Raw genomic sequence first — 20,847 nt, 5'->3', positions numbered from 1 at the left:
TTCGAAGTTGTTGTTCGACGTTCCCGCGCGCTGAGCCCGTCACGCGACGGCGCGCGCCGGCGTGTCGTCGATGTCCTCGTCAAGGAAGCCGGTCAGCCGCTGGCGTATGATCTGCTCGGCCTCCGTCATGATGCGGTCGATCAGCTCCTTCACCGTCGGGATGTCCTTGATCAGACCGACCACCATCCCGCAGCTCCAGGCGCCCGCGTCCATTTCGCCGTTCACCATGACCTTTGGATAAACCCCGGCAACCTGTTCGTGGATGTCGTCGATCTTCAGGCTTGCGCCCTTCTCGCGTTCGATCTCGAGCAGCTCATCGACACCCTTGTTCTTCAGCACTCGTTCGGTGTTGCGCAGCGCTCGCATGACCAGCACCGTGTCCAGCTCGGTTGCCTTGACCAACGCCTGCTTGACGTTGTCGTGGACCGGCGCCTCCTTGGTGGCGACGAAGCGGGTGCCCATGTTCATCCCGGCCGCGCCCATCGACAGCGCAGCGACGAGGCTCCGCGCGTCCGCCATGCCGCCTGAACCCACGAATGGGATCCTCAGTTCATCCGCCGCGCGCGGCAGCAGGATCATGTTCGGGATGTCGTCCTCGCCGGGGTGACCGCCGCACTCGAACCCGTCAACGCTCACGGCATCGCAACCGATCTTCTCAGCCTTGAGCGAATGCCGCACCGAGGTACATTTGTGGATCACCTTCATGCCGGCTGCCTTCAGCGCCGGCATGTACTGCTCGGGGCTGCGGCCCGCGGTCTCGACGGCCTTGACGCCGCCTTCTTTGATGGCAGCGATGTATTCAGGATAAGGCGGCGCTGTAAAGCTCGGCAGGAAGGTCAGGTTCACGCCAAACGGCTTGTCGGTCATGTCGCGGCAGCGCGCGATCTCCTTCGCCAGCAGTTCCGGGGTTTTTTGGGTTAGGCCGGTGATGATACCGAGACCGCCAGCATTGGAGACCGCTGCCGCAAGCTCGGCAAAGCCGACATAGTGCATGCCGCCCTGGATAATCGGATGCTGGATGCCGAATAGTTCAGTGATTGCCGTCTTCACGTGTGATCTCCGCCCTTGGATCAGTGAACGATTTCAAACAGACCGGCCGCGCCCATGCCGCCGCCGATGCACATGGTCACCACGCCGTATTTCGCCTTGCGCCTCCGGCCCTCGATCAGGAGGTGCCCGGTGAGCCGCGAACCGGTCATGCCGTAGGGATGACCGATCGCGATCGAACCGCCATTGACATTGAGCTTGTCCGGATCGATGCCGAGCTTGTCGCGGCAATAGATCACCTGCACCGCATAGGCCTCGTTGAGCTCCCAGAGATCGATGTCGTCGATCTTCAGATTGTGGCGCTTCAGAAGCCGCGGGATCGCAGCGACCGGGCCGACGCCCATCTCGTCCGGCTCGACGCCGGCCGCGACGAAGCCGCGGAAGATGCCGAGCGGCTTCAGGCCCTTCTTGGCCGCGATCTTGTCGCTCATGATCACGCAAGCCGAGGCGCCGTCCGATAGCTGGCTGGCATTGCCGGCGCTGATCGTCTTGCCTTCGAACACCGGCTTGATCTTGGCCAAGCCTTCGGCAGTCGTATCGGGGCGTGGGCCCTCGTCTTTGGCGAGCGTGATCTGCTGATAGCTGACCTCCTTGCTGTCCTTGTCAACCACGGCCATTTTGGTGGTGATCGGCACGATCTCGTCGTTGAAGCGGCCGCCCTGCAGGGCGGCGCCGACGCGGCGCTGGCATTCGAGGCTGTACTCGTCCTGCTTATCCCGGCCGATCCCGTAGCGCTCGGCGACCACTTCCGCGGTCTCCAGCATCGACATGTACATTTCCGGCTTCATCGCCATCAACTCTTCGTCGACAGCGTGGAATCTGTTCATGTGGTCGTTCTGCACCAGACTGATCGATTCGATGCCGCCGCCGATCGCGATCTCGACGCCGTCGAGCATCACCGAGCGCGCGGCAACCGCGATTGCCTGCAGGCCAGAGGCGCATTGCCGATCAATGGTGGTGCCCGCAACCGTGACGGGGAGGCCCGCGCGGATCGCGCCCTTGCGCGCGACATTCATCACCATGGTGCCCTGCTGCATGGCGCAGCCCATCACCACGTCCTCGACCTCGCCGGGCGCGATACCGGCACGCTTCACCGCTTCCGCGATCACATGGCCCGCCATGGTCGGACCGTCGGTGTTATTGAGCGCGCCGCGATAGGCCTTGCCGACGCCGGTGCGCGCGGTGGAAATGATTACTGCATCAGTTATCATGCTCGCCTCTCTGCTTATGCCGCTATGTCGAGCCGCGCGTAGCGCAGCAAATGATAGGCGGGATCGCCAAACTGGATGTTGATGGAGGAAATGCGCTTGAAGTAGTGGCCAACATTGAGCTCGTCGGTCATGCCCATGCCACCATGCAGCTGCACAGCCTGGTCTGCGACGAACCTGCCGGCATAGCCGATTTTAGATTTGGCGCCTGACGCCAGCCGCGAGACGCCCGCTTCGCCCGTGCTGAGACTGAGATTGAGGTGCTGCATCAGCGAGAGCGCCTCCTGATGCGCGATGAACATGTCGACCATCCGGTGCTGCAGCACCTGAAACGAGCCGATCGTGGTTCCGAACTGCTTCCGCGTCTTTGAATATTCCAGGGTGGCGGAATTCAGCTCCCCGATCGCGCCTACGGCTTCGGCACAGAGTGCTCCGATGGCTCGATCACGGCAGCCTTCCAGCGCGGCGACGCCCTCGCCTTCCTTGCCAAGCAGCTGACCGCGGACATTGTTCAAACTGACCTCAGCGGCGCGGCGTCCGTCGATGGTCTTGAAGCTTTGCAGATGCAGGTTGGCCGCGCGGCGATCGACCACGAACAGGCTGACGCCGCCTCGATCATCGCGGCGACCGGATATCCGGGCGGACACGATGAGATAGTCCGCCCAAGGTGCCGCGATCACGGCTGCTTTCTCGCCACTCAGAACGTAGTCGCCGCCGTCGCGTCGCGCGGTGGTCATCACCGCCGCCAGATCGAAGCGCGAATCCTTTTCGGCCCAGGCCAGAGCCCAGATTTTCGTCCCGGCGATGATGTCGGGGATAAAGCCTTGTTTCTGTGCCTTGGATCCCGCCTGCTCGATGAGGCCGCCTGCAAGCACGACCGTTTCCACGAACGGCTCGACCACGAGGTGGCGGCCGAACTCCTGCATGATGATCATGGTCGACAGCGGCCCACCGCCGAGACCGCCGACGTCCTCGGAGAACGGCGCAGCGAACAAGCCAAGCTCGGCGAAATCGGCCCATTGCTTGCGGCTAACGCCTTCTTCGCTTGCGACGATCTTGCGGCGCGCGTCAAAATCATACTGGTCGCGCAGCAGCCGCTGGACGCTCGATCCCAACAATTCCTGCTCTTCCGTGAACTGGATATCCATCCGATCCTCTTGTGGCGCTGTTGCTAGAGACCGAGCACTGCTTTGGCGATGATGTTGCGCTGGATCTCGTTCGATCCCCCGTAGATGCTGAGCTTGCGCGAGTTCAGGTACTTCTCGGACGCGGTGTGGCCGTAGTCCGGCCCGGGCATGAAAAGGTTCGCGCTGACCGGGTGCTCGCGGATTGCCAGACCGCAATTGCCGATCGCGCGGTGGGTCAGCTCAGTGATATTCTGAAAGATCTCGGTGCCGCGGATCTTGAACAGCGAGGCTGCCGGCCCCGGATCGATGGCGCGCGCCATCTGCGCCACGACCCGAAGTTCGGTCGCTTCCAACGCCAGCACGTCGAGCTCGACGCGGGCGATATCCCTGATGAATTCGAGATGGGCCGGATCGTCCTCCGGAATATCGGCCTTCACGATACGCTTCAGCCGCGCGATGTAGCGTGTCGAGCGACCGATCCCGGCCATGCTGGTCCGTTCATTGCCGAGCAGGAATTTCGCGTAGCTCCAGCCCTTGTTCTCCTCGCCGATCAGGTTCTCGACGGGAACACGGACGTCTTCCAGGAAAACGTCGTTGACTTCATGGGAGCCGTCGAGGGTGATGATCGGCCGGACCGTAACCCCGGGCGACTTCATGTCGATCAGCAGGAACGAAATGCCGGACTGCGGCTTGGCGGCCGGATCAGTCCGCACCAGGCAAAAGATCCAATCGGCGTGCTGGGCAAGCGTGGTCCAGGTCTTGTGGCCGTTGACGATGTAGTAGTCGCCGTCACGCACCGCCTTGGTGCGGACGGTGGCGAGGTCGGAGCCGGAGCCCGGCTCGGAATAGCCCTGGCACCACCAGTCCTCACCGGAGAGGATGCGCGGCAGAAACTTCTTCTTCTGCGCCTCGTTTCCGAATGTATAGATGACCGGGCCGACCATGGTGACGCTGAACGCCAATGGCGGCATCGTGCCGGCGCGCGTCGTCTCCTGCTCGAAGATGAAGCGGCGCGTGATCGACCAGCCGGGTCCGCCATATTCCTTCGGCCATAGCGGCGCGATCCAACCCTTCCTGTGCAGGATGCGATGCCAGAGCAGCATCTGCTCCTTCGAGAGATCGGTCTCCGGATTCGGAACGCGCATCTCCGCCGGATAATTCTCGGCGATGAAAGCGCGCACCTCGTCGCGGAAGGCCGCATCCTCCGGTGACAACGCGAGCTCCATCGGACCTGCTCCTACCACTTCTCGCCGAAGGGGCGGATTTCCAGCTCGAAAGTCCAGGCACTTCTAGGCTGCTGATAGAGCTGCCAGTAGGACGCCGCGACCGACGACGGCGGCATCAGGAGATCGGGATTGTCGAGCGCATCGGGACCGAGCGCCTCGATGCGGCGCTGCCGCACCCATTCGGTATCGACGCCGGAGTCGATGATCAGATGCGCGACGTGGATGTTCTTCGGCCCCAACTCGCGCGCCATCGCCTGCGCTACTGCGCGGAGGCCAAACTTGGCGCTGGCGAAGGCGGCATAGCCGCTGCCGCCGCGCAAGGACGCCGTAGCACCGGTGAAGAAGATGTTGCCGCCGCCGCGCGGCAGCATCAGCCGCGCGGCCTCGCGTCCGGCCAGGAAGCCGGAATAGCAGGCCATTTCCCAGACTTTCCGGAACACACGCTCGGTAGTCTCCAGGATCGGGAAGTTGACGTTGGCGCCGATGTTGAAGATGCAGACCTCGAGCGGCGCGTACTTGTCGGCATCGTTGAGGAAGGAGATGATCTCCTCCTCCTTGCGCGCGTCGAGCGAGCGCGCGTGGATCTCGCCGCCGGCAGCCTCGACCTCCTTGACCAGCGGCGCGAGCTTGTCGCCATTGCGGCGGCCGGCGAAGATCGTAAAGCCTTCGGAGGCGAACTTCTTGGCGATCTCGCCGCCGATGTAATCGCCGGCACCGATGACAGCGACTGTCGCATTTCTCTTCTGCATGGTTTCCTCCGGCCTCTGGTTTGACTGAACTCTTCTCGAATGCTGCCTCGCGCTAATGCTGGCCGCGCAGCGACTCCGCCAGCTTGTGCTTCAGGATCTTCCCCGTCGAGGTCGCCGGAAGCGCATCCAGTAGGATGATTTCCGAGGGACGCTTGTAGGAGGTTAACTGCGGGGCGACGTGAGCCATCAGGTCCTGCTCGGTAGCCTTTGAGCCCTTGATCAGCTGCACGAAGGCCACGACCTCTTCATTGCCCTCGACTGGCCGCCCGACCACGGCGCACTGCACCACCGCATCGTGCGTGCTCAACACTGCCTCTATCTCGGCCGGGTAGACGTTGAATCCCGAGCGGATGATCATCTCCTTGGTCCGGCCGACGATGTAGAGGCAGTCGCCCTCGAAGCGCGCAAGATCACCGGTGTTAAACCAACCGTCGGCATCGATCGCCTTCGCAGTCAGGTCAGGAGCGCGGTAGTAGCCGCGCATCACATTCGGGCCACGGACATGGAGCTCACCGACCTCGCCGTCGGCAACGGTCTTGCCGCTCCGGGCGACAAGCTTCGCTTCAAGTCCTGGAAGAACCGTTCCTACTGCGTGGTCGGTCCTCGGGTTATCGGGCCGGACCCCGGAAATGCCCGGCGAGCACTCGGTGATGCCATAGCCGTTAAGGAGTGGCAGGCCGAGTTCCTGCTCGACACGAGATTTGAGCTCCAGATCGAGCGGCGCGCCCGCCACCGCGATCAGGCGAAGCGCGCCGCGATCGAACTTTGGCAGGCCTGCGTTGCGCCGGTATTCGAGCAGACGCTGGTAGGTCGCGGGCACCCCATTGAGGATGGTAATGCCCTCCTCCGCCATCGCCTTCACGAGGGCGGCCGGATCATACTTTGCGACCAGGCGCACTGTGCCGCCGAACATCAAAGTCATGGTGAGCAGCGAAATGCCAACGATGTGCGAGATCGGCAGCACGCAATATTGTACGTCGGCCGATGTCATCTTCCGCCAGCCCGCGGTGCCCCTGGCGCTGAACAGGAGATTGCGGTGAGTCAGCATCACGCCCTTGGGCGTGCCCGTCGTCCCCGACGTGTAGATGAGAACCGCAACCTGGTGCGAGCCTTCGGTCTCGACCGGCTCCGCCGAAGTCTCCTCGTTCAGCGCGGTCACGCCGATACCGCGGAGCGAACCAACGTTTTGCACGGACGCACCATACCGCACGGCGTGGTCGGCTGCTTCCTGCGACACATCGGAGGTAAAGAAGGCCCGACGAGCGCCGCTGTGATCCCTGATCTGGTCAATCTCGCGTGGCGACAGCCGCGGATTGACGACGATCGCCCAGGCATCGAGCCGGCTTGCGGCGAGCAGCAGACAGGCGAGCGAAATGGAGTTTTCGCTGACAATCATCACGCGGTCGCCGGCGCGGATACCGAGCTCCTGCAGTGCCTTCGCGACACCGCCCGTGCTTCGATCCAGCTCCCGATACGTCAATTTTGCCTTGTCATCGATCAGCGCGAGCCGATCCGGTGTCGCATCGACATACCGGTCGATCACCTCGTGGATCCGGTTTGGCAAACCTTCCAGATGTTCTGCCGCCGTCTGCGTCGAAGCCACCACTGAAACCTCCCTGCAACGGCCCTTGGGGCCTGATTCTTGTCTTGCGTGCGGTTCGGGATCAGGCGGTCTTGCGCCGTCCCGTAGCCAGCTGCGCGACGATCTCGTCCTCCACCTCGCGCAATTTGTCCTTTCCAAAGAAAATCTCGCTTCCGACGTAGAAGGTCGGCGATCCGAACGAGCCGCGAGCCACGGCGTCGCTGGTGTTCTCGATCAGCTTTCTCTTGACGTCGTCCTGTTGTGCGCGCGCGATGATGCGGTCGATATCGAGGCCAGAGGACAGGAACGCCTCACGGAACACCTGCGGATCGTCCATCTTCTTGGGCTCGCCCCACATGTGGTGATAGGCGGCGCGGAAATAGGGCTCGAACATTCCCTCGAATTGGGCCGCGACAACGCCGCGCATCAGCGTCAGCGTGTTCACCGGGAAGAACGGGTTCGACTTGAATTTCGTGACGTTGTGGCGCCGCAGAAAACGCTCGGTTTCCAGCGCGTTGTATTCAGGCTTGTTCTTGATGCCGTGGAGTGACTGGGCGGGCGACATGTTGCCAGTCGCCTTATAGACGCCGCCGAGCAACACGGGAACGTAGTCGAACTTCACACCGGTCCTCCGCTCGATCTCTGGCAGCGCCAGTTCGGCGAGATAGGCGTTAGGGCTACCAAAATCGAAATGGAATTCGACCTTCAGCGGAGCAGCCATGGCATGCGCCTCCCTTTCGATGTGCGGCGATCGCGTGTCACCTGCATTTGATCGTGCCCGTTGATAAAGTTCTCTTTTAGAACTGTCAATCTCGCTTTGGACGACGAGCTCTAAAATTTCAGTAGATCATTGAAATGTGATCAGTTCTGATTTAGAATTTAACGGACTAATTCGCTTGCAGACCATTGGAGATATTGATGAAATGGGATGCGCTCGAGGACGAACCGTGTTCGGTCGCCCGTACCGTCGCAGTGATCGGCGACCGCTGGACCCTGCTCATCCTGCGCGAATGCTTTCTGCGCATCCGCAGGTTCGATGAATTTCAGGCGTCGCTAGGAATTACCCGGCATCTTCTCGCCGACAGGCTGAAGAAGCTGGTGCGCTTTGGCGTGCTTCGGCGGATTCCCTACCAGGAGTCGCCGGAGCGTTACGAATACATCCTGACTCAGAAAGGCCTCGACCTTTATCCGATCATCATGTCGATCGTGCACTGGGGTAACATCCACATGGTCGACGCGCGCGGAAGGCCGATGCTGCATGAGCACAAGAACTGCGGAAAGATGTTCGATCCCGTGATGGTCTGCTCGGAATGCGGAGAGCCGCTGACGGCAAAGGCAGTCCACGTGCATCCTGGTCCTGGAGCGCGACAATCGTCGCCGGTACATGCGAAGACGCACGCGTCCGCCAGGAGAACCGTTCGGCTGGGCTAGATCCCTGGAGCTCAAAAGCACGCCATTGCCGAGATCGGCGACAATTTCAAGCATCGAATAGGCGCCCATAGTCTGCGCCGAAGGTATGCGATCTTGAACCGTTCTCCCGGGGGTGACCTGTAGGACAGCCCTCATCGTGCCGATGCTCAGAAACGACGAGCTAACAGGAACGCTTGGTGTTGGGCGGCGGCGCACGGTGCCCTTTACGGAGAACGAGATTGAGCTGGTCACGGACTTCGCCGCGGAGGCTGCCATTGCTCTGGAGATCACCCGCCGCGAGCGGGAGCTGTGCGAGCTGCAGATGCAGCTGGCGCACACGAACCGCGTCGTAACGATGGAGGAACTCAGCGCCTCCATCACACATGAGGTCAATCAGCCGATTGCGGCGGCGAGCAACAACGTCGTTGCGGCGCTGCATTTCCTGGATCGAAACCTCCAGATTTGCAGGAGGTCAGAGAAGCGCTCGCCGCTGCTGTGGCCGCGCCGAGCGTTTCCGTCCCGTTTTGTTCACGATCGTTTCACCCAATTCGTTGCGATTTCGTTGCGGTGTTCTCTGAAAGAAAAGTGGTGCGGGCCTGAACGCATCTTTCGACGCACGTGATTTGCCTAGGCTAAGACCTTACGCTCCACAACGCGGCCGGTTAACGTCAGAGGCCCCTTTCGGCGAGTTTGCGAAACTCGTCGGGCACGGAACGAGAAACACCCAGCGCCGCCAAGCCGTATCCGATTGCATCCCAACCGAAGCGATCGCGGATCTTGTCGACGGCGCAGTCAGCCGCCCAACGTGCCATGCCGATCCTGGTGCCGGGCCGGCGCGCTTCGTCCTGAAGTCCAAGAGGAAGCTCCAGCTCGAGATCCCAGTGCTCCTCGAGATGCGACACAGAGATCGCCAAGAGCGAAATGGTCTTCTCGTGCGGGTGATCCGCGAGGATCGCGGACACCAGTTCCTCTGCGAGTTCAGCGAGGATCACGGTCGCTGAGATCGGCGCATCGAGCGTTACCGAGCGCGTGACCGAGTTCAGATCGGCGAAGCGAACGCGCACCGCTACGGTTCGACCGGGCCTGGACTTTGCCCGGAGCCGCGTTGCGATGCGGTCCGCGAGGTGAAGCAGGGTGGATCGAATAATTCGCGCATCGGCCGGCTTGCCGCCAATCGCCGATTGCGCTCCCGCCGATCGGGCCCGGCGATAAGTCCTGATTTCCCGCGGATCGCGATTCCACGCCAACGCCGCTAGCTTTTCCCCTGCCGCGGGACCGAGCAACCGCTCGAGCGACCATCCCGGTGTCTTTGCCAGCTGCCCGATCGTCAGCACACCGATCTCGGCCAGCCGCGCCTTCGTTACTGGGCCTACCCCCCACATCAGTTCGACCGGCAGGTGGTGAAGGAACTCCAGCTCGGTTTCGGGATCGACAACCACCAGCCCGTCGGGCTTTGCAACTTGCGAGGCAATTTTCGCCAGATGCTTGGTGCGAGCGACACCCACTGAGATCGGAAGACCAAGCTCGGTACGCACGCGCTGGCGAATTGCCGTTGCAATTTCAGCGGGCAAACCGAAGAGATGGGTGCAGCCAGCTACGTCGGCAAAGGCCTCGTCAATGGAGATCCGCTCGACGAGGGGCGTGAAATCGCCAATCACCTTGATCGCAGCATCACCCAGTCGTTGGTACTCCTTGAAATGTCCGCTGACAAAAGTGAGCTGCGGACAGAGCACGCGCGCTTGCCGTCCAGGCATGCCGCCGCGGACCCCGAAAGCCCTCGCTTCATAAGAAGCCGCAAGCACAACCCCACCGCCGACCGCGATGGGTTTGCCGCGCAATGAAGGAACGAGCAACTGCTCGACCGAGGCGTAGAACGCATCTAGATCCGCGTGGAGGATGGTTGCTGTCCTTGCCATCCGACCCGTTCGCCCGAAGAAGTTCTCCAAGAACATAATGAGAACATCGCCACCAGGTGTCAAGCCGAGACCTCATCGACTTGCACCTTGCAGCCGCGTCACGACGCACCTCATCAGGCCGTTTTCTGCGTTGGAGTGACGGCCGAAGTCTTTCTGCGGTTAGCGCGAAGATATCGCCGCGTAAACAGAAGAAGGCGGATGCGCCATGCCGCAAGCGCTCGGCCGGATGCAGCTCCCACGCGTGGCAACCGCGAACGAAAGCATTCCAGTGCACTAGAACTTCGATGATGGCCGTCATAAATCCGTAATCTTACGGCATCGAACCTTTCTGTATTTCGAGCTTTGCCATAGGCTGGGCTTCAGAAGACGGGGCAAGCGATGTCGGAACGCAATCAACTATAATATGCATGCGGGAGAGCGACGGCGAGAGCGTTGTCGAGGATATCCTAGACAAGAGCCGCACCAGCACGTTCATTCGAACGGTGGTAGAGCGCGAGCTAAAGCGACGGGACCAAGGAGATCAATTGTTTGCTCGCGTTGAGGGGGTGGTTCAAGCGCTTCGTACCGCAGACGAGGGCAAGGCACCTTGTCGTCGCCTCCTAAAGGCTCTTCCAAGGATGACGCTTCTTCGGGCGATCTCATTGCCATCGTCATCAACTGCGCAGACCTCACAGTCCCGATATTTGTCCCCTTTGTACGCGAGTTCGGCAGCGATCACTGTCGCATGAATTCGGGCAGACTCAGTGTCTGACAACACCGTGCCTGTTTCGTCTTCTACTGTTCTTGCGTTGCACAAGACGTGAAAGTAGTACCGTTGGCTAAGTCGCATTCTAGTTTTCCAATTGGATCTATGCACAGAAGACGCCAGCGCCAAGTTGGAGCTCGTACTCCCGTTTGATCAAGCGCCAGCAAGGACAAGAGATCTGTGCCAATCTGGATGCATCCCGGATGAGGATGTGGGCCCGTTTCATTTCGATGAGCCCCTCCCTCCTGAGTAGAACCAGGCAATCTGTCACTCCCGCACGGCGAACTCCGAGAAGCTGGGACAACACCTGATGGGTGAGCGGGACGTCGTCAGATTGAAGAGCATCGCGTGCAAGTAGAAGCCATCGCGAGAGCCGCTGCTTCAACTGATGAGCGCTATTGCATGCGCCTGACTAAAGCGCACAGCAGTCCCGACGGCGGCCGAAAAAAAACGACGCGGCGAGCTCTTCCGGATGCCATTTATGCCATCTCTATATTTCGGCCTTTCCGCCCTCCTCGATTTCAAATGCCGTTCTCGCCACGCTGAAAGGAGCGACCGCTCATCGCGGCGCACATCAGCCGTGCGAGGGAACGCCATGAGATTTGCGTCCGACCTTGATCCCGTCGCCCTTACCGGCGCTCGGGAATGCAAATGCGGTAACGCCGAAGTTCATCGCAGAACTCATCGTTCGCGCCTATCGGCGCTTCCTCCCCGGTGGAAAGACCACCAAAACGGCGCGTATCGCGGAGCTGATCGAAGCGCGAGCCTGGACCGCTGTCGCGCTGGCGCTGATAGATCTGGAACCGCCGCTGTGGCAGATCCGACGGATCGCCTACGACTCAGGCGATTGGCACTGCGCACTGTCACACCAGCGCGAATTGACCGACTGGCTGGACGACCCGATCGAGGCGCGGCATGCACATTTGGCCCTTGCGCTGCTTGGTGCGGGAGCCGCCTCGCGTGTTCCTTTGGTACGGCAGGCGGCGGATGATCCGTGCAAGCCGATTTGCCGCGATAACTTCAGGTAGGCCGCAGCAGCGAGGAGCTTCAAACTTTGGCGCAATTTCCGAATGTACCGCGAACGCTGAGCTCAAGCCGGGTACTTGTCCGATTCTGCGTCCGCGTAATGCTTCTCGTCGGATTTGCCACATTCGGTAGCATCGGTTTCAGCCAGAGCCTCACTGCGCTCTTGTGGATGGCGATCATCCTTTGCTCGCTCATTGGTATCATTCGGCGCGAGCCGGTGTTCGATTCAACCCTGAACCATTGGGACGAGGCGGCAGCGTACGGCGCGCTGCTCGCGCTCGCCATCATCTTCAATTCAATAGCTGCAGCTTGAGCGGCAGTTCATCCAGATTTTATGCGGCTCTTATGAGATCGCCAATCGCCAGATCTCGAATTCATATTCCAACGAAGGATATTATTAGGCGGGCAAGTCTACGCAACCCGCCCTGCAGGAAATTCTCTCAACATTCGGCCAGCCGAAATGACTGCAGTCAGCGAGTCGCCGATTGTATCGATCAGAAGGAATATCAACGTGAAACTCATCGAACCTCCGTCGTGCAGTTCTCCCTCGGTCGTTGTCTTCGTCGGCAGGAACCGTCGTGGCCAGTGGGTCGCCCAGGAACAGAACGGTCTCTATGGCGGACTGTTCGTCAGCCGCGCGCAAGCTCTCAAATATGCGCTGTTCGAGAATGGGCAGCGTCTTGACACGATCGTCGAGCTGCCGCGCGAGATCGAGCTCGACATGAGCCGGCAGCCGCAAACCGGCAACGATCGACGCGTCGCCTGACAGAACATCTCGCCAAGGAGTACGCTGATGATGCTCCAGCTTCATTCGTCCCCCTCAGAGCGCGACCAGGTCATCGAAACCATGATCACGCTCACGCACCTCTCGAACCTCAATCGCGCGATCGTCGCTGGCCAGGGCAGCACCGAATTGTATCTCGCTTTGCGCCGGCGCGGCCTTGTCCGGATCGCACTGCCCTCGATGTTTCGCCTGCGCAACGGGAGGTGCGCGGTCGGCCTCATCAACGTTGAGACCTCACTGGCGGAGTTCGAACTGTCACTGGCCCAGATCGCCCCGTCTCTGGGCGTCGCCGCGACGATCGCCGTCCTCATCAAATCGCGCGAAAGCGGCCTTGCGCTCAAGATTCGCAAGTCGCTCGAGCAGCTCGGCTTCCGGATCGAGGCGGGCGTGAGATGCCAGCAGGGACTGGTGCTGTCCGGGCACCGGCAGGGCTTTTTTCAGATGGAACACGCGGCGTGAGGCCCATGACCATGCTTGTCCCTCGCTCTGCCTGGCTCACCGGCTACATCCCCGACCTGCCGACCCCGTTCAACGCCGCAGGGCTGGTCGATATCGAAGCCGTCGCCGTGCAGTGCGAGCGACAGATTGCAGCCGGCGCTCCGGCGCTCGTCGTCTGCGAGGACGCCGGCGAAGCCTCGACGCTGTCGCCGGCAGAGCAGGCACTGATCATACGCACCGCTGTTGACGTCGCACGCGGCCGCACGCGGATCATCGCCGGCGCCGGCTCGAACGCGACCAGCCGCGCTATCGAGCTGACCCGGCGCGCAGAGGCAGCGGGCGCCGATGCTGTGCTTTCGGTTGTGCCCTACTACAACAAGCCTATGCAGGAAGGGATTCGCGCCCATTTCCGGGCCGTCGCAAGTTCAACCGGGCTACCCATCATCCTGCATGACGTACCGTCCCGCACCCTTCGTCCCCTCGCCGACGAGACCATCGTGCGCCTTGCCGAATCCCGGCAATTCGCAGGCTTGAGAGATGGCAGCGGCGACATCGCTCGCCTGATGCGTTTGAGTTGCGCTTTGCCTCCCGGCTTCCGCCTGTTGTCCGGTGACGACCCAACCGCCTTCAGCTTCGTCGCGAGCGGTGGACACGGCGCGATCTCCCAGCTATCGAATATCGCGCCGGATCTGTGCCGGACGATCTTCTCAACCTGTCGGCAGGGCCGGCTGCAAGCTGCGAATTACCTGCAGACGCGGCTTGTGTCGCTGGAGTTCTGCCTGTCCAGAGAACGCCCTGCCGCCCTCAAATATGCGCTGAGCCTGCTCGGCTTGATGGAGCCTTACACCCGGCTGCCGATCGTGGAGTTGGACGAGCCCGCCAAGGCAGAGCTTGCCAGAGCGCTCACCGTGATCGCCGACGAAGATCAGATCGAGACTGCTGAGGCGTGATGTCTGCCTGCGTTGCCAAGGTCGCGTGCGGTCGAGGCTCACCGTGAGCTCGGGGCAAGGGTCCGACCGACAGAGCAAGCTGCTGCATGCGTGGCAACTGGCGCTTCTGCGTCTTGCCATTACGCTGGAGGAGGCCGACAGGCTGAATGTCCTTGCCATCGCCGGAGAAGCTGATCGGCTCGCTGCAAACCAGCGTGGCGCCGCTTCCTTCCGCTTCTTTCGGCGAACCAGCGTGGAGCTGAGCTTGGCTATCCTCGGAGCGTCAGCGGATGCTGACACGGTCCTGCGCCGCTTTCATGCACAAATCGACCATCCGACCTTGAAACGAGCATTCGGCGCGGCCGTTGGGATCAAGGCTCAGCATCATGCAAGACACGGAATGACAATCTGCTCGGGGGAATTGCCGTCATGGAAGGTCTACGCTTTGAGCTGCCCTCCAGATATGTCATCACCACCAGACTGTCCGCGAGCTGCGTAGCGCGACCTCTGAGACTATCGATCATGAGAGGCGCAAGCTGCTCGCCGGCGCGGCCACGGGACTTGCCGCTGCAGGCGTCGTCAACATGTTTGCGATACGCCCGGCGCCGGCCGCAACGAACGACGAGATCCGTTCGTTCTGCGTGAATATTCCCGAAGTCGATCTCGTCGACCTGCGCCGTCGCCTTGCGGCGACCCGGTGGGCTAAGAAAGAGACGGTCGACGACGGCTCCCAGGGCGTGCCGCTCGCTATGTCAAGCGTACGCCGGCGTCGGCCAGTACCGCCGGATCACGCCGATGATCACGACGACGAAGAATACCAACACGATGCCCTGTACGATGGCGAACGGTAGCTCGGCTGGGGGCACGCTTGGCGCCAGCGCATGCAGTGCCGGCACTTTCAGGAAGGACTGGATCACCAGCACGAATACATTGAGGTAGAGCGAGACTAGAGCAGTTAGCGCGTAGATCCAGCGCCAGGCGCCGGCGAGCTTCATGCCGTAAAGCGCAAAGCAGGCGATCGCCAGCAGAACCAGCGAGAGAATGCCTATCATATGGGACGGCAACAGCCTCTCGAACAGCAGCGGTGGGATCAGAAACCCCGAAGCGCTCGTCAGGATAGTGAATCCTAGGAAGATCGCAGTCAAACCCGGCATCCGCTTCGAGCAGAGCATTCCGAACATCACGACCAGGCCTGCCACGATTGCAATCAGGCTGATGATCACGTGAACCATCGTGAACGTCGCCAAGCTCACACCCAATATCATGATACATCTCCGAACAAGATCATACGGTCCTCCCAGTTATCGAAACTCAGCGGCCAGCCGTGATGAGAAACAATGGGTTCGGCGGGCTCCGCCCCCAGTCATGTAGAAGACCTTTGACGCAATCTTTGGTGGTGACTGTGGTCATAGGGTCGATCCCTTGAATAGCGCAATTTGCAGCCAGCTTGGTGCTTGGGTTGTAACAACTATTGTGCGGGCACGAGCGCCGGCGCGCCCTTGTCCTTGATCAAGACCACCAAGAATTTCGCCGGCTTTGTGTCGCTTGCGTTCCGGTCGACGACGTGAACGTCGCCAGGGCCTTCATAGAAGCTCTGTCCTGGTGTCAATGTCACCGGTTGTCCACCCTTCACTTGCATCACGACGGAGCCCTCCAGCACGTAAACAAACGCGTGGGCATTGTGTCGGTGAACAGCGCTTGATCCGCCGGGCGCATGCTCGACCGTGATCATCAGGGCTTCCCTGCCGGGGCTTTCCGGAAGATCCTTGGACATGAGTGGCGTGACCTTAGCCTCCTCAGCCACCGTAGTGCCGGTCATGAAGCACAGCAGAATCAACGCAACGAGTTTGTTTGTCATAGTCGCCTCTTTCGTTCCTCGCCCGAGGCCCCCTCGTAGCAGAGCGGGCCTACTTGCGATGCGGGATCAGGCTGCTGCCTGTGAGCGGCGGACCCATTCATCCAAACCGATGCGGCCGAGGCGCGCCTCGCCCAATGGCACTAGCGAGTGCTCGTCGACCCGGCCGCCCCAGTATCGGGCCTCGGGATCGCTCGCGACCTCGCGCGGGTCGCCAACCGCCTTCAGGTAGCGGGCAATGATTTCGTTGAACGGAGCTCGCTCCGGGCCGGCGATCTCCACGATACCGCTTCGCGGCGGCGCGAGTGCCACGTCGGCAACATTGGCAGCAACGTCGTCCGCCGCGATCGGCTGGAACAGGATCGGCGGGAGCCTCACCTTGTTTCCATCCGAACTTGAATCGGCGATGCCGCGGAGAAATTCCATGAACTGGGTTGCGCGGACAATCGTGTATGGGACGCCGGATGACTTGATCAGATTCTCCTGGGCGACCTTGGCGCGGAAATAGCCATTGTCTGTCCGGTCGGTTGCGACGATCGATAGTGCGACATGGTGCCTGACGCCCGCTGCGGATTCTGCTGCGAGCAGGTTACGGCCAGAGGTCGAGAAGAACTCCAGCACCGCCTTGTCTTCGAATGAGGGCGAATTGGCGAGGTCGATCACCACCTGTGTGCCTGCTATGGCCTGCTTGAGCCCCTCGCCGGTGATGGTGTTGACACCGCTTTGAGGCGAGGCAGCCACGACCTCGTGGCCACCCTGGCGCAGAATGGCGACGGTCTTCGAGCCGATCAGGCCGGTGCCGCCGATCACGACGATCTTCATGTTTGATTCTCCATTGTCGTTAGATGCGCTTGGCTTCTGAGTTGGTAGTCCGGCCCTACCCAGCAAGCGGTCAGTACTCCCAGATGGCCGGTACCCAACGAAAGGCGTTGCCAGCGACCGCGACATGGCCGACGGACGGGAACGGCATATGCGTGGCCACCAGCAGTTCGCGGTTCGCCGCCAGTTCTCGCAAAAGACTGGTACGAACGCGGGCCGCCTCCTCGGGGTCATGTTCGAAGCCGTTGTACCAATCGGGGTGTTCGAATCCGACCGCGAACACGAGGTCGCCGGCGAATGTCAGCCGGTCGCCGCCGGACGCCAGGCGGACCACGCTGTGCCCGGGGGTGTGGCCGCCAGTGCGACAGACGACGACCCCCGGCGCCACCTCGTACTCCGTCTCGAACGTGTGAAACTTGCTGCCGTATTCGTTCAAGAACCGCTTGGCCGTCTTCCGAAGCGCGTCCGGGAAACCCGGCGGCATGGAGACGCGGGAAAAATCGGGCGATTCCCAGAACTTGACCTCGGCGGCGGCCACATGGATCCGAAGATCCGGACGCAGCCGCTCCTTCACCCCGTCGACGAGCAGCCCGCCAACATGGTCCATGTGCATGTGGGTCAGCACCACGTCCGTCACGGACGCAAGATCGATGCCGGCGGCCTCCAATCGGTGGACCAACTGTCCGGCCTTCGGCACTGGGAACTCCACCCCCATCCCGGCGTCGACGAGGATGGTCCGGCCCCCGCTGCGCACCACGACCACGTTCAGCGCCCAATCCAACGCGTCCGGCGGGAGGAAATTGTCCTTTAGCCAGGCCGCCCGGGTAGCCGGGTCGGCGTTGTGGGCCAACATCGCGCCTGGCAGCATTAATACGCCATCGCTGACCACCAGCACGTCGATGTTGCCGATCTGCAGCGCGTAGCGCGACGGAACCAACTCGTCGAGCCTCGGTCTAACGGAGTTCGAGGTGTAGTCCAGGCTCATGTGTATCTCCTCCTGAGTGTTGCGGATCATCTCATTCACCTTTGAGAACTCATGCGTTCGATCTTCGCGCTTGATCTTAGGCGGGCCGCGCTTCCCGCGTGGGAAGCGCGGTCAATGCGTGTGAGGTGTCCAGAGACCGGCGACACGCTCATAGCCGGTGTGTCAGCGTGATGACCTATCGAACTTGACCCGCGACTACGCCAGAGCGATTGCCGTCACTATAGAGCGATTGCTGCTAACGCATGCGCCCCCGCCAATCGGGCAAGCGGACATGCCGTCCGGTTGGGACCGAGGGGACTGTCTGTGAGGCGCACCGCACCGACCGAGGGCAAGCATATGTCGCACGCTTGGATCACCACGGCCGCTTGACGGAAGTGCGTTCGCCACCTCAGACTGGCCCCTACAGGTGGCATTGGGGTCTAATATGTCAGACCTTACGGACGTCACCCGAAGGCTGGTAGCTGTCCTCGCGGCAGACGTGGAGGGCTACAGCCGGCTCATGGGTGTCGATGAGGTCGGCACACTCAAGGGGCTCACTGAGCGACGAGCGATCCTCGATAAGCTCATTGTGGACTACAGGGGCCGCATAGCGAACACGGCGGGCGATAGCGTTCTTGCTGAATTTGGAAGTGCCTTAGAGGCGGTGCAATGCGCGGTGGAGGTGCAGACCGCCTTGGCTGAAGCGAACGCCAATCTCGCGCCGGATCGCCGCATCAGCTTCCGCATTGGAGTACATATCGGGGACGTAATGGTCAGGGCCGGCGACTTGTTCGGGGAGGGTGTAAACATTGCCGCTCGTTTGCAGTCCATTGCAAAGCCTGGAGGCGCGTGCATCTCAGGCACGACGTACGATCAGGTACGCAAGGTCCTGCCGATCACCTTTACGGACCTCGGCGTTCAACAGGTAAAGAACATTCAAGAGCCAATCAGGGCCTATCAGGTGGGTGCACCGATTGAAACGAGTGACGCGGCTCCAGCGCGTGCTGTCGAGGCTGAGATCGCGCCTCCGCTGCCCGACAGGCCTTCCGTTGCGGTGCTTCCGTTCGAGAACATGTCCGGCGATCCCGAGCAGGAGTATTTCGCCGATGGGATGGTTGAGGAAATCATCACAGCGCTGTCGCGTTTCAAATGGTTGTTCGTAATCGCCCGCAATTCGAGCTTTACATTCAAGAGCCAAGCCGTCGACATAAAGGAGGTCGGACGCAGGCTCGGCGTGCGCTACACCCTTGAGGGGTCGGTACGCAAGGCGGCAGGGAAGGTTCGCATCACCGGCCAGTTGATTGACGCTGTGACGGGCGCGCACCTATGGGCAGACAGGTTCGAGCGTGATCTCACTGACGTTTTCGCTCTGCAGGACGAAGTCACCGTCGCGGTTGTCTCGGCCATTCAGCCAAAATTGCTACAGACAGAAATTGCAATGGCGGCGCGGCGACGACCGGAGAACCTCACCGCCTATGATTTTTATCTGCGAGCGATGTCGCAATTCTACCTGACGACCCGTGAAGGGTTGGCGGAGGCGATAAGATTGGCTCATCGCGCTTTGGAGCTGGACCCTGGGTGCAGCCTGGCCGCAGCCCTCGCAGGTGCCGGTCACATGCAAAATGTCCTTCTAGGCTATGCGGTCGATCCTCAATTCGACAGGGAGGAAGCAATTCGGCTTCTTCGGTTGGCATTGAGCATCAACGATGGTGATCCGGATTCGGTGGCAGTGGCTGCGGTGACATCGGCCTACTTTGTCGGCGATCTTGAAAGTGAAATTGAAATGGCTGACCGGGCGGTTGCGCTCAACCCAAATTCATTTGTGGCATGGAGCTGCAGAGGCCAAGTCTATAGAATTGCAGGGTTGCCCGAGGAAGCGATTCCCAGCTTTGAACGGGCCATTCGCATGAGCCCTGTAGACCCGCGGCTGCACCTGATGCTTGCTGGTATGGGGCAGGCCTTGATTGAGCTCCGTCGCTTTGACGAGGCTATCGCCGCAGGGAAGAAAGCCCTTCGTCAGTGCCCCTCCTTTTCGGGGGCTCACTGTTGCCTCGCGTCCGCTTTAGCCCATCTCGGACGTGACGCTGAAGCTCGCGAGGCGGCGGCGCATTTGCTCGAAGTCGACCCCGACTTCACGATCTCCGCTTGGATCGCCCGGGGCGGCCAAACAAACTCGACGCTTGTTTTGGAGGGCCTCCGGAACGCGGGGTTGCCCGCATGATCCCGGCCTGTGCGACCGCTCCTCGCGTGATCCTACGTCGCGATGTGTTGGCCCTTTTTGCCTGCAGGCCCCACGGTGGTGATGTCGCAACACCTGAAATCACCTTCCTGTCATGCGCTCGGAGGGGGGTAGCTCGCTTCGACGGTCCAGGAGTCCTTCGGCTGGCTGTACAGCTGCCAGAACTGTTCGGCCACCGATGAGGCCTCCTTCGAGTCTGGGGAAACAAAGGTACAGACGGTCACCGTCGCGACGTGAATTCCCTTTTCTCGGAACGATTCAAAAAGTCCGCGAGCCAAAGCACGAATCCCGGCCTTGCCGATGCTGACTGAGAGATAGTCCGGGCTGGGAGCGAGCGCGAAGCCACCTCCCGTCAACAGGATCGCACCGGACCTCTGATCCTCCATCTTCGGGGCGACCGCCTGAGCGGCGACAAGCGCCCCTCCGATGTTCACGGCAAGATCACTGTTGAAGCTGTCGCGCGACTGTTCAGAGAGGGTCGCCTTGCGCGCGGATGCGGCATTGTAGTGCAAGACGTCGATTGAGCCGTGCTGCTTCTGAACCTCAGCGATCAGTTCAGCGACGCTCTTCGGATCGCCTGCGTCCGCTTTGCGAGCGTTGGCCCTGTAACCTTTCTTTACTAGCCTTTCGGCCAGCTCTTGCGCCTTGGAGACGTTCCGAGCGGCCAAAAACACTTGGAAACCCTCTCTGGCAAAGCGTTCGGCGGTCGCGAAGCCCATTCCCGGGCCCGCACCGATGCTGAGAAATGTTTTCATCTCCCGTTCCTTTTTGTAAGCACCTCGC

Annotated in this window: 24 protein-coding genes; 9 read left to right on the top strand and 15 right to left on the bottom strand. The window is 61.1% G+C overall.

The window, feature by feature from the left end; all coding sequences use genetic code 11:
- Positions 1 to 39: 39 nt before the first annotated feature.
- From YUU_RS0137270 to YUU_RS0137240, 7 genes are read right to left on the bottom strand one after another with little or no spacing between them, the layout of a single operon-like run.
- Complete coding sequence (locus YUU_RS0137270; protein ID WP_027526887.1) at positions 40 to 1,050, bottom strand: nitronate monooxygenase family protein; 1,011 nt, start codon at positions 1,048 to 1,050, stop codon at positions 40 to 42.
- Positions 1,051 to 1,070: 20 nt separating this feature from the next.
- A complete protein-coding gene (locus YUU_RS0137265; RefSeq protein ID WP_027526886.1) occupies positions 1,071 to 2,255 on the bottom strand; it encodes an acetyl-CoA C-acyltransferase in 1,185 nt (394 codons plus the stop codon).
- Positions 2,256 to 2,272: 17 nt separating this feature from the next.
- Entirely contained in the window at positions 2,273 to 3,403 is a 1,131-nt protein-coding gene (locus YUU_RS0137260) for an acyl-CoA dehydrogenase family protein (RefSeq protein WP_027526885.1), read from the bottom strand.
- Between the two features lie 23 nt (positions 3,404 to 3,426).
- On the bottom strand, positions 3,427 to 4,608 hold the full coding sequence (locus YUU_RS0137255) for an acyl-CoA dehydrogenase family protein (RefSeq protein ID WP_027526884.1): 1,182 nt from the start codon (positions 4,606 to 4,608) through the stop codon (positions 3,427 to 3,429).
- Between the two features lie 11 nt (positions 4,609 to 4,619).
- A complete protein-coding gene (locus YUU_RS0137250) occupies positions 4,620 to 5,357 on the bottom strand; it encodes an SDR family oxidoreductase (protein WP_027526883.1) in 738 nt (245 codons plus the stop codon).
- Between the two features lie 52 nt (positions 5,358 to 5,409).
- A complete protein-coding gene (locus tag YUU_RS0137245) occupies positions 5,410 to 6,963 on the bottom strand; it encodes a class I adenylate-forming enzyme family protein (RefSeq protein ID WP_245288217.1) in 1,554 nt (517 codons plus the stop codon).
- 58 nt (positions 6,964 to 7,021) lie between these two features.
- On the bottom strand, positions 7,022 to 7,660 hold the full coding sequence (locus YUU_RS0137240) for a 2-hydroxychromene-2-carboxylate isomerase (RefSeq protein WP_027526881.1): 639 nt from the start codon (positions 7,658 to 7,660) through the stop codon (positions 7,022 to 7,024).
- 197 nt (positions 7,661 to 7,857) lie between these two features.
- On the opposite strand from YUU_RS0137240, the gene YUU_RS0137235 reads away from it, so the two are divergent.
- The gene (locus tag YUU_RS0137235; RefSeq protein WP_027526880.1) at positions 7,858 to 8,370 is read left to right on the top strand and encodes a helix-turn-helix domain-containing protein; all 513 of its coding nucleotides are present in this window, start codon (positions 7,858 to 7,860) and stop codon (positions 8,368 to 8,370) included.
- A 112-nt stretch (positions 8,371 to 8,482) separates the two neighbouring features.
- A complete protein-coding gene (locus tag YUU_RS0137230) occupies positions 8,483 to 8,971 on the top strand; it encodes a GAF domain-containing protein (RefSeq protein WP_256375325.1) in 489 nt (162 codons plus the stop codon).
- A gap of 46 nt (positions 8,972 to 9,017) precedes the next feature.
- On the opposite strand, the gene dinB is transcribed toward YUU_RS0137230, so the two are convergent.
- From dinB to YUU_RS62905, 3 genes are all read right to left on the bottom strand, one after another.
- Positions 9,018 to 10,265 (bottom strand): DNA polymerase IV, encoded by a 1,248-nt coding sequence (gene dinB / locus YUU_RS0137225; RefSeq protein ID WP_027526878.1) that lies wholly within the window; start codon positions 10,263 to 10,265, stop codon positions 9,018 to 9,020.
- Positions 10,266 to 10,815: 550 nt separating this feature from the next.
- Positions 10,816 to 11,094, bottom strand: coding sequence for a hypothetical protein (locus YUU_RS62910; RefSeq protein ID WP_371260549.1), 279 nt, complete (start codon positions 11,092 to 11,094; stop codon positions 10,816 to 10,818).
- A 19-nt stretch (positions 11,095 to 11,113) separates the two neighbouring features.
- Positions 11,114 to 11,395 carry a helix-turn-helix domain-containing protein gene (locus YUU_RS62905; RefSeq protein ID WP_084801724.1) on the bottom strand — a complete coding sequence of 94 codons (282 nt, stop codon included), beginning with the start codon at positions 11,393 to 11,395 and terminating at the stop codon, positions 11,114 to 11,116.
- A 229-nt stretch (positions 11,396 to 11,624) separates the two neighbouring features.
- Between YUU_RS62905 and YUU_RS0137220 the strand changes: the two genes are divergently transcribed.
- From YUU_RS0137220 to YUU_RS59255, 6 genes are all read left to right on the top strand, one after another.
- Positions 11,625 to 12,038 carry a hypothetical protein gene (locus YUU_RS0137220; RefSeq protein WP_035664417.1) on the top strand — a complete coding sequence of 138 codons (414 nt, stop codon included), beginning with the start codon at positions 11,625 to 11,627 and terminating at the stop codon, positions 12,036 to 12,038.
- A 98-nt stretch (positions 12,039 to 12,136) separates the two neighbouring features.
- A complete protein-coding gene (locus YUU_RS0137215; protein ID WP_245288215.1) occupies positions 12,137 to 12,349 on the top strand; it encodes a hypothetical protein in 213 nt (70 codons plus the stop codon).
- A 198-nt stretch (positions 12,350 to 12,547) separates the two neighbouring features.
- Positions 12,548 to 12,802, top strand: coding sequence for a hypothetical protein (locus YUU_RS0137210; protein WP_027526875.1), 255 nt, complete (start codon positions 12,548 to 12,550; stop codon positions 12,800 to 12,802).
- 27 nt (positions 12,803 to 12,829) lie between these two features.
- Entirely contained in the window at positions 12,830 to 13,279 is a 450-nt protein-coding gene (locus YUU_RS0137205; RefSeq protein ID WP_051390094.1) for a hypothetical protein, read from the top strand.
- A gap of 11 nt (positions 13,280 to 13,290) precedes the next feature.
- Positions 13,291 to 14,208, top strand: coding sequence for a 4-hydroxy-tetrahydrodipicolinate synthase (gene dapA, locus YUU_RS0137200; RefSeq protein ID WP_027526873.1), 918 nt, complete (start codon positions 13,291 to 13,293; stop codon positions 14,206 to 14,208).
- Positions 14,209 to 14,251: 43 nt separating this feature from the next.
- Positions 14,252 to 14,686, top strand: coding sequence for a hypothetical protein (locus tag YUU_RS59255; RefSeq protein WP_156944721.1), 435 nt, complete (start codon positions 14,252 to 14,254; stop codon positions 14,684 to 14,686).
- 253 nt (positions 14,687 to 14,939) lie between these two features.
- Here the strand turns inward: YUU_RS59255 and YUU_RS0137190 are convergent, their stop codons facing one another.
- From YUU_RS0137190 to YUU_RS0137175, 4 genes are all read right to left on the bottom strand, one after another.
- Complete coding sequence (locus tag YUU_RS0137190; RefSeq protein WP_027526872.1) at positions 14,940 to 15,452, bottom strand: hypothetical protein; 513 nt, start codon at positions 15,450 to 15,452, stop codon at positions 14,940 to 14,942.
- A 203-nt stretch (positions 15,453 to 15,655) separates the two neighbouring features.
- Positions 15,656 to 16,045: a cupin domain-containing protein gene (locus YUU_RS0137185; protein WP_027526871.1), complete on the bottom strand. Its 390-nt coding sequence runs from the start codon at positions 16,043 to 16,045 to the stop codon at positions 15,656 to 15,658.
- A 66-nt stretch (positions 16,046 to 16,111) separates the two neighbouring features.
- Positions 16,112 to 16,864 (bottom strand): SDR family oxidoreductase, encoded by a 753-nt coding sequence (locus tag YUU_RS0137180; RefSeq protein WP_027526870.1) that lies wholly within the window; start codon positions 16,862 to 16,864, stop codon positions 16,112 to 16,114.
- 70 nt (positions 16,865 to 16,934) lie between these two features.
- Positions 16,935 to 17,885, bottom strand: coding sequence for an MBL fold metallo-hydrolase (locus YUU_RS0137175; RefSeq protein WP_027526869.1), 951 nt, complete (start codon positions 17,883 to 17,885; stop codon positions 16,935 to 16,937).
- Between the two features lie 385 nt (positions 17,886 to 18,270).
- On the opposite strand from YUU_RS0137175, the gene YUU_RS0137170 reads away from it, so the two are divergent.
- On the top strand, positions 18,271 to 20,046 hold the full coding sequence (locus YUU_RS0137170; protein WP_027526868.1) for an adenylate/guanylate cyclase domain-containing protein: 1,776 nt from the start codon (positions 18,271 to 18,273) through the stop codon (positions 20,044 to 20,046).
- A gap of 110 nt (positions 20,047 to 20,156) precedes the next feature.
- Here YUU_RS0137170 and YUU_RS0137165 read toward each other — a convergent pair whose 3' ends face one another.
- On the bottom strand, positions 20,157 to 20,819 hold the full coding sequence (locus tag YUU_RS0137165) for an SDR family NAD(P)-dependent oxidoreductase (protein WP_027526867.1): 663 nt from the start codon (positions 20,817 to 20,819) through the stop codon (positions 20,157 to 20,159).
- Positions 20,820 to 20,847: the final 28 nt, after the last annotated feature.

Origin of the sequence: Bradyrhizobium sp. Ec3.3 (assembly GCF_000472925.1) — a bacterium.
Lineage (GTDB): Bacteria > Pseudomonadota > Alphaproteobacteria > Rhizobiales > Xanthobacteraceae > Bradyrhizobium.
The sequence above is the reverse complement of the archived record's forward strand: the minus strand, read 5'-3'. Positions and strand labels throughout refer to the sequence as shown.

Excerpts from the sequence above, each read along its gene's own strand:
- YUU_RS0137260 (WP_027526885.1), bottom strand. The coding sequence starts at position 3,403 with ATGGATATCCAGTTCACGGAAGAGCAGGAATTGTTGGGATCGAGCGTC.
- YUU_RS0137255 (WP_027526884.1), bottom strand. The coding sequence starts at position 4,608 with ATGGAGCTCGCGTTGTCACCGGAGGATGCGGCCTTCCGCGACGAGGTG.
- YUU_RS0137250 (WP_027526883.1), bottom strand. The coding sequence starts at position 5,357 with ATGCAGAAGAGAAATGCGACAGTCGCTGTCATCGGTGCCGGCGATTAC.
- YUU_RS0137240 (WP_027526881.1), bottom strand. The coding sequence starts at position 7,660 with ATGGCTGCTCCGCTGAAGGTCGAATTCCATTTCGATTTTGGTAGCCCT.
- YUU_RS0137235 (WP_027526880.1), top strand. The coding sequence starts at position 7,858 with ATGAAATGGGATGCGCTCGAGGACGAACCGTGTTCGGTCGCCCGTACC.
- dinB (WP_027526878.1), bottom strand. The coding sequence starts at position 10,265 with ATGGCAAGGACAGCAACCATCCTCCACGCGGATCTAGATGCGTTCTAC.
- YUU_RS62910 (WP_371260549.1), bottom strand. The coding sequence starts at position 11,094 with ATGCGACTTAGCCAACGGTACTACTTTCACGTCTTGTGCAACGCAAGA.
- YUU_RS0137215 (WP_245288215.1), top strand. The coding sequence starts at position 12,137 with ATGCTTCTCGTCGGATTTGCCACATTCGGTAGCATCGGTTTCAGCCAG.
- YUU_RS0137205 (WP_051390094.1), top strand. The coding sequence starts at position 12,830 with ATGATGCTCCAGCTTCATTCGTCCCCCTCAGAGCGCGACCAGGTCATC.
- dapA (WP_027526873.1), top strand. The coding sequence starts at position 13,291 with ATGCTTGTCCCTCGCTCTGCCTGGCTCACCGGCTACATCCCCGACCTG.
- YUU_RS0137190 (WP_027526872.1), bottom strand. The coding sequence starts at position 15,452 with ATGATATTGGGTGTGAGCTTGGCGACGTTCACGATGGTTCACGTGATC.
- YUU_RS0137185 (WP_027526871.1), bottom strand. The coding sequence starts at position 16,045 with ATGACAAACAAACTCGTTGCGTTGATTCTGCTGTGCTTCATGACCGGC.
- YUU_RS0137180 (WP_027526870.1), bottom strand. The coding sequence starts at position 16,864 with ATGAAGATCGTCGTGATCGGCGGCACCGGCCTGATCGGCTCGAAGACC.
- YUU_RS0137170 (WP_027526868.1), top strand. The coding sequence starts at position 18,271 with ATGTCAGACCTTACGGACGTCACCCGAAGGCTGGTAGCTGTCCTCGCG.
- YUU_RS0137165 (WP_027526867.1), bottom strand. The coding sequence starts at position 20,819 with ATGAAAACATTTCTCAGCATCGGTGCGGGCCCGGGAATGGGCTTCGCG.